Annotated in this window: 11 protein-coding genes; 7 read left to right on the forward strand and 4 right to left on the reverse strand. The window is 41.5% G+C overall.

Annotated elements, in window-relative coordinates; genetic code table 11:
• Positions 1 to 2: 2 nt before the first annotated feature.
• From LKW28_RS08560 to katA, 3 genes are all read right to left on the reverse strand, one after another.
• Positions 3 to 365, reverse strand: coding sequence for a hypothetical protein (locus LKW28_RS08560; protein WP_229139933.1), 363 nt, complete (start codon positions 363 to 365; stop codon positions 3 to 5).
• 196 nt (positions 366 to 561) lie between these two features.
• Positions 562 to 990 (reverse strand): Fur family transcriptional regulator, encoded by a 429-nt coding sequence (locus tag LKW28_RS08565; protein ID WP_229139934.1) that lies wholly within the window; start codon positions 988 to 990, stop codon positions 562 to 564.
• A 398-nt stretch (positions 991 to 1,388) separates the two neighbouring features.
• Complete coding sequence (gene katA, locus LKW28_RS08570; RefSeq protein WP_229139935.1) at positions 1,389 to 2,852, reverse strand: catalase KatA; 1,464 nt, start codon at positions 2,850 to 2,852, stop codon at positions 1,389 to 1,391.
• A 293-nt stretch (positions 2,853 to 3,145) separates the two neighbouring features.
• On the opposite strand from katA, the gene LKW28_RS08575 reads away from it, so the two are divergent.
• Complete coding sequence (locus tag LKW28_RS08575; RefSeq protein WP_229139936.1) at positions 3,146 to 4,759, forward strand: catalase; 1,614 nt, start codon at positions 3,146 to 3,148, stop codon at positions 4,757 to 4,759.
• Between the two features lie 165 nt (positions 4,760 to 4,924).
• Here LKW28_RS08575 and LKW28_RS08580 read toward each other — a convergent pair whose 3' ends face one another.
• Positions 4,925 to 5,353: a GNAT family N-acetyltransferase gene (locus tag LKW28_RS08580; protein ID WP_229140040.1), complete on the reverse strand. Its 429-nt coding sequence runs from the start codon at positions 5,351 to 5,353 to the stop codon at positions 4,925 to 4,927.
• 378 nt (positions 5,354 to 5,731) lie between these two features.
• Here LKW28_RS08580 and LKW28_RS08585 point away from each other — a divergent pair, with 378 nt between their 5' ends.
• The 6 genes from LKW28_RS08585 (at position 5,732) to LKW28_RS08610 (ending at position 13,135) form a co-directional block, all read left to right on the forward strand.
• The gene (locus tag LKW28_RS08585; protein ID WP_229139937.1) at positions 5,732 to 7,177 is read left to right on the forward strand and encodes a S41 family peptidase; all 1,446 of its coding nucleotides are present in this window, start codon (positions 5,732 to 5,734) and stop codon (positions 7,175 to 7,177) included.
• A 573-nt stretch (positions 7,178 to 7,750) separates the two neighbouring features.
• On the forward strand, positions 7,751 to 8,953 hold the full coding sequence (locus LKW28_RS08590) for a PDZ domain-containing protein (protein ID WP_229139938.1): 1,203 nt from the start codon (positions 7,751 to 7,753) through the stop codon (positions 8,951 to 8,953).
• 249 nt (positions 8,954 to 9,202) lie between these two features.
• Positions 9,203 to 9,622 (forward strand): nickel-responsive transcriptional regulator NikR, encoded by a 420-nt coding sequence (gene nikR / locus LKW28_RS08595; RefSeq protein ID WP_229139939.1) that lies wholly within the window; start codon positions 9,203 to 9,205, stop codon positions 9,620 to 9,622.
• Between the two features lie 59 nt (positions 9,623 to 9,681).
• Positions 9,682 to 11,304 carry an ABC transporter substrate-binding protein gene (locus LKW28_RS08600; RefSeq protein WP_229139940.1) on the forward strand — a complete coding sequence of 541 codons (1,623 nt, stop codon included), beginning with the start codon at positions 9,682 to 9,684 and terminating at the stop codon, positions 11,302 to 11,304.
• Positions 11,305 to 11,321: 17 nt separating this feature from the next.
• The gene (locus LKW28_RS08605) at positions 11,322 to 12,290 is read left to right on the forward strand and encodes an ABC transporter permease (protein WP_420708841.1); all 969 of its coding nucleotides are present in this window, start codon (positions 11,322 to 11,324) and stop codon (positions 12,288 to 12,290) included.
• 2 nt (positions 12,291 to 12,292) lie between these two features.
• The gene (locus LKW28_RS08610; RefSeq protein ID WP_229139941.1) at positions 12,293 to 13,135 is read left to right on the forward strand and encodes an ABC transporter permease; all 843 of its coding nucleotides are present in this window, start codon (positions 12,293 to 12,295) and stop codon (positions 13,133 to 13,135) included.
• Positions 13,136 to 13,149 lie beyond the last annotated feature (14 nt).

Genomic DNA, 13,149 nt, shown 5'->3' on the forward strand with positions numbered 1-13,149 from the left:
TATTAATAATAGAACGGGAACGGAAAGAAGAATGGGAATACGAAAAAGTTATATGGGAAACGACGACGGCGGAAGCGGCGAAAGCGTCTCCGACCATAACCACCATATCCTCCGAAGCCAGCATACCCGCCAAATTGACGTTCAGGCCCCATTTCAGCCTCTTCAACTTCTTCAGGTACAAGCATCGTTACTCCCTCATCGTCCATATCCTCGATGATGCCCTCCATTTGCGAGCCATCATGCATTTGTCCGATGACATAATAATTCTTTAAATTGTGGCATGTGTGTTTAATGTCATGCCCCTGTGACATGGGCATGCCGTATGGATTGTAGTTCATCATATAATAATCCCTCCTTTGCACCACTAGGTTATTCACCCATGGCTTGTGTGGTTACTCCGGGATTAAAGGAATTTGCAATAAAAAAACCCGACCGCTAAGTCGAGCCCTATCCTACAAGTTTTGTTTTGGCTTTCTTTAATTTCATCCCACATTCACAGCTGGTGCTATGTTTAAGGATTTTGATTTCCGTTTTGCAGGTTGGACAGATTGTTTTTGGCATTTACACATCACCTTCTTCTTTCTGGCACGATTGACAAAGTCCATATACTTCCATCTGATGCGAGAAAATTTTAAACTGCGTTAACTTGCAGGCGACATTCTCAATTTGGGAGAGGGTTGGATACTTAAAATCAATGATTTCCCCACATGATTCACATAAAATATGATAGTGATTTGGCTGATTAGCAAGTTCATATTTGCTTAACCCATTGCCATAGGGCAGTTCTTTTAAAATCCGTAGTGAAACAAACAGTTTGATATTGTTATAAATGGTGGCAAGGCTAATATGCGGTATTTGACGATGTATGTCTTCCACCGTAGGATGGCCTTTCAAGGAAAGGATAGTTTGTAAGATTAAGGTTCGTTGAGGCGTAATGCGTAAGCCACGTTCTTTTAAAAAGGGTATGAGTTCTGCCATTTGTTCCTGCACGATTAACAACCTCTTTTTCAGATATTTAACTTTAACCAGCTAAAGCCTGTTTAAAGTTAAGGCCTCCGGCGGATGCCACGATTTTTTGAAGGAAACTTTTCGAGCAGTAAGATCAAAGACTAAGTACGCCACTTCCTGTGGCAACGTCTTTATGACCCACTTCGTCTGGGCCTAAAAATCGGGCGCAAATACGCCAAGGCGCATTTGATTAGAATAGGTACCCGGTAGGCGGATACCTATTATATGTGAGAATAAAATGAAATGAAACTACTATGTCTAGCTTCAGCGCCTAGCCCCTCGAGGTCACAAGCCAATCTGTCGAGAAGGTTAAAGAGCAACCTTCTAGCCAGCTTTTCTTGTGCTTGTCAGGGCTGATCGAGGCGCTTCCGCATTTCTTTTTACTTTGTTGCTAAAACCTGACCAGGTACTTCTAGTCCAAGACCTTCTGCGATACGGGTACCGTATTCCGGGTCTGCTTTGTAGAAGTGTTCGATTTGACGAAGCTTGATTTCTTCTAGTTCAACTGGCTTCATGGCACCCACAATTGTATCAACAAGACGAGTGCGCTCTTCCTCGCTCATTAAGCGGTATAGGTCACCAGCTTGGGTGTAATGATCGTCTGAATCATAAGCTACACTATCTGCAATACCTTCCACTGGGAATGGATGCTGCTTCGCTTCCTGAACTTCTTTTGGACCGCTAAAGCTATTAGGCTCGTAATATACGGAATTGCCACCGTTATGATCAAAGCGCATTTGACCATCGCGTTGATAGTTATTCACATCCACTCTTGCACGGTTGATTGGAAGTGCTTGGTGGTTTGCGCCAACACGGTAACGAGCTGCATCATGGTAGGCAAACAAACGGCCTTGAAGCATTTTGTCAGGTGATACATCAACACCAGGCACTAATGTTCCAGGTGAGAATGTAGCTTGTTCAACCTCTGCAAAATAGTTCTCAGGGTTGCGGTCTAATACCATGCGGCCTACCTCAATTAATGGATAGTCCTTTTGGGACCAAACTTTCGTTACATCAAATGGATCGAAACGATATGTATTCGCATCCTCCAATGGCATGATTTGCACGTAAAGCTTCCAAGCAGGGAAGTCCCCTTTTTCAATTGCGTTGAACAGATCTTCCGTATGATAATCAGGATTTTCCCCAGCTAGTTTTTCGGCAAGGTCTGGTGCTAGAGCTTTCACGCCTTGTTCTGTGCGGAAATGATACTTAATCCAAACTCCTTCACCCTCAGCATTTGTCCACTTAAATGTATGGCTTCCATAGCCATGCATATGACGCCATGTCGCCGGAATCCCACGGTCACCCATTAACCAAGTCACTTGGTGTAAGGATTCAGGTGAATGAGACCAGAAATCCCATACAGCCGTTGGATTCTTCAAATGTGTTTGAGGATGACGCTTTTGCGTATGAATAAAATCAGGGAACTTAATCGCATCACGGATGAAGAAAATCGGTGTGTTGTTACCAACGATATCATAGTTTCCTTCTTCTGTATAAAATTTGACCGCAAAACCACGCGGGTCACGTACAGTATCAGCAGAACCATTTTCCCCGGCCACCGTTGAAAAACGGATGAATAAAGGAGTACGCTTGCCAACACCATTAAACAACTTTGCTTTTGTATATGTTGAGACATCATTTGTTACTTCGAAATAACCGTGCGCACCGCTGCCTTTCGCATGTACAACACGTTCAGGAACCCGTTCTCTATTAAAATGTGCTAATTTTTCTAGGAGGTGTACGTCCTGGATTAGGACAGGTCCTCTTGAACCAGCTGTAATTGAATTCTGGTTATCGCCTACTGGTGCACCCCAGCTTGTTGTTAGATTATAGTTACTCAACTAGATCACCTCTTGAAGTAGTTTTTAATACATATATTATAATAACATCTATAAATTAAAAATCAATACTTTATTATAATTATTATAATGTGGATAGATTTTAATGTTAATAAACACTTAATAATAGCGATAACTCACTTCTAGAATATGAATTCTATTCTATTAATTTTCAATTAGGACTCATTTTTATCCTTCTTTGAGAATGAAAAAAGTTTCGACAAGTTTCGATTACATAGGAATAGAAGCAAATGGAAATAATTACGTAGATATTCCATTTTAGGAGGATATGCGACATGAATGATAAAAAGCATCATGGAAGCGTAGAAGGAGTGGGCGGGCCCCTCGACGAGCGATTAGGTACAGGGGAATCTGCTGAATCATTAACAAATAGGCAGGGTCACCCGGTTACAGATAATCAAAATATCCGAACGGTCGGAAATCGTGGCCCTTCTACATTAGAAAATTACGATTTCATTGAAAAAATATCCCACTTTGACCGTGAGCGAGTTCCAGAACGCGTCGTGCACGCAAGAGGTGCTGGTGCACATGGGTATTTTGAAACGTACGGAAAGGTTGGGGACGAGCCGATTGCCAAATATACGCGAGCTAAGCTATTCCAAGAAGCGGGAAAAAAGACCCCAGTTTTTGTACGTTTTTCAACGGTTGCAGGTGCCATGGAGTCTCCTGAAACGGCACGAGATCCACGCGGGTTTGCAGTCAAATTTTATACCGAGGATGGGAACTGGGATTTAGTCGGAAACAATTTAAAAATCTTTTTCATCCGCGATGCGATGAAGTTTCCGGATATGATTCATGCGTTTAAACCAGATCCAGTCTCAAATCTATCACATCCTGAAAGAATGTTTGATTTTTTATCTAAAACACCCGAAGCTACACATATGATTACATTCCTTTTTTCACCATGGGGGATTCCGGCGAATTATCGCCAAATGCAAGGATCTGGTGTCAATACATATAAATGGGTAAATCAGGATGGTGAGGCTGTATTAGTGAAGTATCACTGGGAGCCATTAAAGCAAGGAATCAAAAATTTAACTCAAAAAGAAGCAAATGAAATCCAGGGGACAAATGTGAGCCATGCAACGCAAGATTTATACGAAGCAATCGAGCGTGGTGATTATCCGGAGTGGGAGCTTTATGTACAAATCATGAGTGACGATTATCATCCTGAGCTCGATTTCGATCCACTTGATGATACAAAGCTCTGGCCGACAGATACGTTTCCATTCATGAAAGTCGGTAAAATGGTGTTAAACAAGAATCCTGAGAATTATTTTAATGAAGTCGAACAGTCTGCATTTGGTACAGGTGTCCTCGTGGATGGGCTAGATTTTTCTGATGATAAAATGTTACAGGGCAGAACATTCTCATACTCAGATACGCAGCGGCACCGTGTTGGAACGAACTATTTGCAGCTGCCAATTAATGCTCCGAAAAAGCGTGTTGCCACCAATCAGCGTGGCGGGATGATGTCGTACTATGCCGATGTGCCACCAAGTGGCAATCCGCATAGCAATTACGAACCATCCATGATAGGCGGATTGAAGGAAGCGAAACAGGAAGGCAAAATTCATGAGCCGCATTATGATGACAACCTCGTTCGTGAAAGAATTGATCGCCCAAATGACTTTGGACAAGCAGGTGAGACCTATCGAAGTTTCTCGGATGCAGAAAGGGAGGAACTCATCAGCAATCTGGTGGAGAACCTAAAAGTTTGCCGGCCAGAAATCCAAAACAAAATGCTCGAGTACTTCACAAATGCCGACGAGGATTATGGCCGACGTGTTAGGGAGGGACTTGCGCAAGCAATGGACACAAGCTCAACAGCAGCGGACGAAGCAGTTGAGAAGTCTAAAAACATGGGACAAAAAACAGACGGGTATTAAAAATGTGGGGCATCGGTTTCGAATGAGACCGATGCTCTTTATGCCAAAAGCCACAATTTACGGCTAAAAAAATAAAATACGGCTAATAGCCGAAAAATATGGCTAATAAAATGAAAATACGGCTAATAAAAAAAATTTATGGCCAATAGCAGTACCTGACCTTTTTTACAATTCTTTAACAAACGCATAGCTTTTCCGCTCATATCCCATTTTTTCCTCATAAAAACGATGCGCATCCACTCGCTGCAGCCCAGACGTCAACGCCACCTTGCCACAGCCCAATTCCCGCGCAAGCTCATGTATATAAGATAGAAGTGCCTCACCATAGCCTTTCGAGCGACCTGCTTCGTCCGTCACTAAATCATACACATACATATTCTTTCCGTAATATAGATTGAGCTGCTGGGCAACGCCAGTGACGGCCACAACTTTACCCTCATCTACTAATGCAAACAATCGATAGCCCTGAGGCTTCATCTGAGTCGCTATCACCACAAATTCCTCGATCCCCAAATGTGTCCGCAACTGCTTCATAACCGGGAACGCCATTTTCCACTCATCATCAGTTATTAACTCACGAATTTCATACGCCAACACCATCACTCCTCAAAAAGATTTCTTCTATCATACTGCGGAAGCACATGAGTTACTACATTTTTCTTTACTTCATTCTTAAAAAACTTTTATAATAGAAAAGGAACGAAATTTTTACCAATTGCGTATTGAGGCATGCCCTCATTTTTGTCATAAACTGTACAAGCATTACATATTTTTATACAAAGGCATCGCACTAACGCATGTGTGGTGCCTTTTCCTGCAATTCCACTGGGATAGTCAAAAAGTTCCAAGCCTTTTTTCGAATGAGCCTTTTCGACTATCCATCGTGAGTGAGGGGATGAATAAGAACATAAAAGCTACAAAAATTAACGGTATGCATTTGTATTTGTAATCGTTACGGAGGAGGAACAATAGGTGAGTCGTAAAATTGTCGCATTATACATGGTACTATCCCTACTATTAGGAGCGAGTGTTACGTTTTTGGTCATCCAATTGCAGGGTCAAGACGAACAACCACTCGTTCAGCAGCCAGCCCAAAACAATGAAGGTACTAAAAAAGAAAATACAAAAAGCCTAGCCAAAATCAGTCAAGCGTACGAGATGATTTTAACAAACTATGTTGAAAAAGTGGATGAAAAACAATTAATTGAGGGTGCCATTCAGGGGATGGTTAGCACGCTGGAGGACCCTTATTCTGCATATATGGATGAAGAGACAGCTGCCCAATTCAATGAATCACTGGAATCATCCTTTGAGGGAATCGGCGCAGAGGTTAGCATGATGGAAGGCAAGGTCACCATTGTCGCACCATTCAAGGATTCACCGGCTGAAAAAGCAGGGCTAAAACCAAATGACCAAATCATCAAAATTGATGGAAATAGCATCGAGGGCCTTGATCTTTACGAAGCCGTTTTAAAAATCCGTGGTGAAAAAGGAACCGTTGTGACACTGCAAGTGATGAGACCGGGTGTCACAAATGTAATGGATGTCAAAGTAACCCGTGACACGATTCCGATTGAAACGGTATATACAGATTTAAAAGAGAACAATAATAAAAAAATTGGCTATATTGAAATCACATCATTCGCACAAGATACAGCGGAGGATTTCATTGTAGGATTAAATGAGTTAGAGGAAAAGGGCATGGAAGGTCTGATCATCGATGTTCGTGGCAATCCAGGCGGCCTTCTCGAAAGTGTTGAGGAAATTTTAAAACAGCTTGTCACAAAGGATAAGCCATATGTTCAAATTGAAAACAGAAATGGCGAAAAGCAGCGCTTCTTCTCCACTCTTGAAAAACCAAAGGACTATCCGATCGTTGTGCTAACAAATGGGGGTAGTGCATCTGCGTCCGAGATTTTAGCAGGTGCGTTAAAAGAAGCTGGCGGCTATGATATCGTCGGTGAAAAAACATTCGGTAAAGGAACAGTTCAACAGGCGCGCGACATGGGGGACGGCAGCAACCTGAAATTAACCATGTTCAAATGGTTAACACCAGATGCAAATTGGATTCACCAAAAAGGAATTGAACCAACGGTAGAAGTGAAACAACCTGAGTACTTCTATGCGAACCCAATTCAGTTTGAAAAAGAGCTTACGCAAAACATGAACAACGAAAAAATAAAAAATGCACAAATCATGCTGAATGGACTAGGTTTCGACCCAGGCCGTGAAGATGGATATTTCAGCGGAGAAACAGTCATTGCCGTAAAAGCATTCCAAATGGCAAATAATCTAGATGACACTGGCACAATCAACGAAAAAACAGCCAGCGCTCTCGAAGCAAAAGTCATCGAATCCATACGTGACGAAAAGAACGACCAACAGCTCAAAAAAGCAATGGAAGTATTGTTTAAATAAGATTTTCCTGCACCTCTCCTAGTCGGAGAGGTGTTTTTGTTTGGTTAAAAGCCTTCCGGATTGCCTGGAAGGCAGAGTAACTAATGGGCTTTGTGGTTGTCCCCTGGGATCTGTGGTCACTTTACAACCCTGGGCGCGGTTATCGGACTAAATTTTGAATATATCGGACAAACTTCGCCAGATATCGGACAAAGATGAAAATATATCGGACAATAATCTTAATATATCGGACAAAGATTAAAATATATCGGACAAAGCCAAATCTTCGAACCTCAACATCTCTTTTCCATAAAAATCAACGTATGTTTTACCCCGCATTAACGGGCAGTAAGACCCCCACTTTTGGTGGGGCTTAACTTCCCGTAAAAGCCCTATATATGAACAAAGACTAAGAACTCCACATCCTGTGGCAACGTCTTTGTGACCCACATCGTGTGGGCCTCAACTAACAATCAGTGAGTGAGGAAGAAACTCCCTCACTGATTGAGTTTCACTTTATGTCAAGTATTTGGTACAATAAAAGTTAGTAAATCGAACGTAAAATTTGTACATATCAAGTCAAATCCATAGGTGGTGAAACGATTGATTGAGACATGGTTACTTGAATTTGCAAAAGGGATTGGACGATTCTTCCTCCATCCATTGTTTTATTATTTCGTGGGGTACTGTGTGCTTTTAGGCTATTTCCGAGTCAAACGTGAGCGCCGGGCCTTTCATATCAGGGTAGAAGACGGATTTTTCGACCTAAGATCACTCCTTCCAGGCGGCTGGCTCGCAGGACTGTTCATATCCGCCATAACCATCGCAGCTGGTGTAGTGATCCCATTCGGAAGTATCGTATTAATCGCGATCGTCACACTATTACTTAGCTTGCCAATCAAAACACGTTTACTATCTCCGGCCTATATTTTAGGAGTATCGTTTTTCGGAATTATTTTACTTTCCAAACTATCAGTTGAGAATAAATTTATTACGAGATTGCTAGACGACATGGGTAACACAAGCCTAGCTTCAATTGCGCTTTTACTAGGAGCCCTTTTACTAGCGGAAGGAATTCTGATCCTGAAAAAAGGTCATATTGGTACGTCACCAGATCTTTTAAAAAGTAAACGCGGACTTCCGGTGGGTGCTCATATATCTCAAAGATTATGGCTTGCACCTGTATTTTTACTGATGCCTGGGGAAGTGCTCACCACACATTATGAATGGTGGCCGGTTTTCACTGTGTCTGGACAAGCATACTCACTGATTTTAGTACCGTTCGGAATCGGTTTTTATCATAAAGTAAAAAGCATGCTTCCAACACAAAGTATCCCGATTGTCGGAAAACGCGTCATTTTATTAGGAATCGTCGTTACTGGCTTAGCGATCGCGAGTATCTGGTTTCCAATTACGGCCATTATTGCAGCATGTTTTGCAATGGCGGGACGTGAACTTATATACCTGCAGCACTATTTCATGGATGAATCGAAACCATCGATTTTTTCACAACGAAACCAAGGTGTGCTCGTTCTTGGGATTATTCCACATTCGCCTGCTGAAAAAATGCAAATCAAAATCGGTGAGACGATTTCAAAGGTCAACGGCATTCAGGTTAAAACCGTGCAAGAATTTTACATCGCCCTGCAAAAAAATCGCGCTTTATGTAAGCTCGATGTGTTAGACACTAGCGGTGAGGTTAGATACGTGCAGCGCGCACTATACGAAGGTGAGCATCACGAACTTGGCCTCCTTTTTGTGAACGAGGGTAAGGGATGGAAACATAAAGCGGTATAATTGTTCTTAATTCTTCCGGAAAGAATCTTATAAATTTACGAAATAGCATTTAATCAAAACTAAAAGAGAAACGGCTTAGGACGTTTCTCTTTTGTTATGGAAAAAGTATTATGTGGTTGAATAATTACGAGTAGGATATTAATATATATCTGTACTATGGTGTTACAAATGACAATAAACGTGTCACTTAATCGCGGAAATACATATCCAATAATGGGATGATTACAATTAAAAATTTAGGAGGAAATAATGGAAGATTCAAAGTTAAAAAGATTTGGGATCTCGATGGAGGGGCATTTACTTCGAAAGTTTGATAGCTTAGTTCAGCAGAAAGGGTATGAAAATCGCTCGGAAGCGATTCGAGACCTGGTTCGTGATGCGCTGATCCAACACTCATGGGAAAAGGATGACAAACAAGTTGCAGGAAGCATTCTACTATTTTATGACCATCACAAACGAAATTTAGTAGAAGAACTGACAAAAACCCAACATGAAATGCATGATTTGATCATGTCCACAACACATTTTCATCTGGATCATAATAATTGTCTTGAGCTCATTATCGTAAAGGGAAAAGCGAAGGAAGTCCAGATACTCAGTAATAAACTAACTAGTTTAAAGGGTGTTCAGTATGGAAAGTTTACAGTCGCACCGATTGAAAACATATAGCGGCATCTTACATATCGAAGAATACTTTTGGATTCAAGAGTAAAAATGAGGCGAATAATTTGAAAAGAAAATCGTTTGGAATTCTTTTGACAGCTATTTTTATTTTTTCATTGGTACTATCAGGCTGTGCACAATCGAAGCCCAATGAATCAAGTACCGATACGAGTAAAAATCATGAAACGAAAAAGGAAGAGCTTGTGTTGGCCTTTGGATTGGAGCCTGAAACAGGATTTGATCCAACGACAGGCTGGGGACGTTATGGTTCACCGCTATTCCAAAGCACACTGCTAAAAAGAGATGACAAGCTTAATATTGTGAATGATTTAGCAACCAACTACACCGTGAATGAAGAAGGTAAAGTTTGGACAGTAACAATAAGGGATGATGTGAAATTCTCAGACGGACAGCCATTAACAGCCGACGATGTTGTGTATACCTTTGAAACAGCTTCAAAAGCTGGCTCAGTTGTTGATTTGAATGTCTTGGAGAAAGTTGAGGCAGTAGATGATTACACAGTAACATTCACATTAAAAGAGCCTCAATCTACATTTGTGAATACGTTAATCGGAACGGGGATTGTCCCAAAACATGCTTATGGTGCAGACTATGCGGAAAACCCAATTGGATCGGGACCATTTCAACTAGTTCAGTGGGATAAAGGGCAACAGGTCATTGTAGAAGCTAATCCTGAATACTATGACAAGCAGCCCTATTTTAAAAAAATCACATTCTTATTTTTAAGCGAAGATGCCTCTTTTGCTGCTGCTCAAGCAGGAGAAGTTGATCTTGCCTATATACCTGCTGCATTTAGCACTCAGACAGTTCCAGGAATGAGATTAGAATCTGTTCAAACCGTTGATAACCGAGGTATTGTTTTCCCGTTTGTAAAATCGGGAGAATTCACTGAAGATGGTGATCCAATTGGGAATGATGTGACTGCTGATCCTGCCATTCGACATGCAATTAATATGGCTGTTGACCGACAAGCACTAGTAGATGGAGTGTTAGAAGGGCAAGGAACACCAGCTTATACATCAGTTGATGGTCTTCCATGGTGGAATCCTGATACATTGATTAAGGATGCTGATATGGAAGGGGCGAGGAAACTTTTAGAAGAAGCGGGCTGGAAGGATCAGGACGGGGATGGAATTCTCGAAAAAGGATCTTTAAAGGCGGAGTTTACACTTTATTATTTAGCAAATGATGCCGTTAGACAATCGTTATCCATCGCTGTTGCTGATATGATGAAGCCGCTAGGGATTCACATTAAGCTAGAGGGTGGAAGCTGGGATGCGATTGAAAAAAACATGCATTCGAGTGCTGTCCTTTTAGGTTGGGGAAGTCATGACCCACATGAAATGTACAATATATATAGCAGTGAATTCGCAGGAGTAGACTATTACAACACCGGCTATTATGAAAATAAAACAGTGGATGATTATTTTGTAAAAGCGCTCCGTGCTACAGATGAAAAAGAAGCAATTGAATTTTGGAAAAAAGCTCAATGGGACGGTACAACAGGTTTAAGTGCGAAAGGTGATGCTCCCTGGGCATGGTTAGTGAACATGAATCACTTGTATTTAGTGAAGGATGGATTAGATATTGGGGAACAAAGAATCCATGTTCATGGTCATGGCTGGCCAGCGACTGATAATATTACGGAATGGAAATGGACTGAGTAATAGTGGGGAAAAATCTAGTGAAATTCCTATTATTAAAAGGAGTAAGAATGGCGACTTTGCTAGTCGCCATCTGCTTTATTTCCTTTCTATTAATAAAAAACTCTCCGATTGATCCGATTCAAGCCTATATTGGAGCTGATCTGTTGAAGGTTGGTCCTGAACAAAGAGATATGATTGCTAAATATTGGGGTCTTGATCAACCTGTAATGGTGCAATTCTTAAATTGGGGCTCAGCTTTGGTACGAGGAGATTTAGGTACTTCGATGATCTATCGTCGTCCTGTAGCTGATATCATTGGTGAACGTTTTATTAATTCCCTGGCTCTCATGATTTCGGCATGGATTTTATCAGGTTTTATCGGATTTATTATGGGCGTTGTCGCTGCAATGAAAAAAGGTACATGGATTGATCGATTGATAAAATGGTACTGCTTTACTTTAGCCTCCACTCCAACCTTTTGGATGGGGCTTCTTATCTTAATCTTCTTTGCTGTCTGGTTAAAATGGTTTCCAATTGGCATGGGAGTTCCAGCGGGGATACTTGCCGAAGATGTTACAATTGCAGATAAAATTAAACATCTGATCCTCCCGACACTTACACTGAGTATAGTTGGGGTTGCAAATATCGCCATGCACACGAGACAGAAGCTGATTGATGTTCTTGCCAGCGATTATGTCATATTCGCAAGAGCTAGGGGTGAACAAGGCTTCATCCTATTTTGGAGACACGGATTAAGAAACATAGCTTTACCAGCGATAACCTTGCAATTCGCTGCGTTTAGTGAATTATTTGGTGGAGCTGTGCTGGCAGAACAAGTCTTTTCGTATCCTGGGCTGGGACAGGCAACGGTAGAGGCAGGTTTAAGGGGGGATGTTCCCCTTTTATTAGGCTTGGTCATTTTTAGTACATTATTTGTTTTTGTTGGTAATTTAATAGCGGATTTAATCTATCGAATGGTAGATCCGAGGATGAGGGAGGGGCGTTAGAAATGAATAATAGTATTAGTAAACGATTCCCTCTGACTAGAAGACAGTGGACACTCCTTTCGATTCTCTTAGCCTTTCTTTTTTTAGTCACTGTCATTTTAGGAAGCTTTCTAGTAGATGAAGGAAAAATAGCGACTAATCTTCAAAATCGGAATGCGCCCCCATCTATTCAACATATGTTTGGCACCGATTGGTTAGGAAGAGATATGTTCACACGAACGGTAATGGGACTTTCATTAAGTATATGGGTTGGCTTGATTGGAGCAATTGGCAGTACGGCAATTGCTCTTTTCCTGGGCATGGTGGCAACAATGGGGAAAGTTGCAGATCTTATTGTCACATGGCTCATTGATCTTTTTCTAAGCGTGCCGCATCTTGTCACTTTGATTTTAATTGCCTTTACATTAGGTGGCGGATTTAAAGGGATTGTAATTGGGCTCGCTCTAACCCATTGGCCAAGCTTAGCTCGTGTTATTCGAGCAGAGGTCATGCAAGTTCGTTCAGCAGAATATGTGCAAGTATCTCAGAAAATGGGGAAATCCAAATGGTGGATTGCGATGCATCATATACTTCCACATGTGTTCCCGCAACTTTTAATTGGTTTTATGCTTATGTTTCCTCATGTTATTTTACATGAAGCAGCCATTACATTTTTAGGATTAGGGATGTCTCCTCATGAACCTGCAATTGGGATTATCCTGTCAGAATCGATGAAATACTTATCTACGGGTATGTGGTGGCTTGCCTTTTTCCCTGGGCTTTGCTTGCTGTTGATTGTGAGGGCATTCGATCATATCGGAGAAAATATCAGAATGCTTTTCGATCCGGTTAGGGCGCATGATTAAAAGTAAAGGAGTAA

The sequence above is a fragment of the Bacillus sp. REN16 genome, from assembly GCF_020731355.1.
In the GTDB taxonomy this organism is placed as follows: domain Bacteria; phylum Bacillota; class Bacilli; order Bacillales; family Bacillaceae_L; genus Ferdinandcohnia.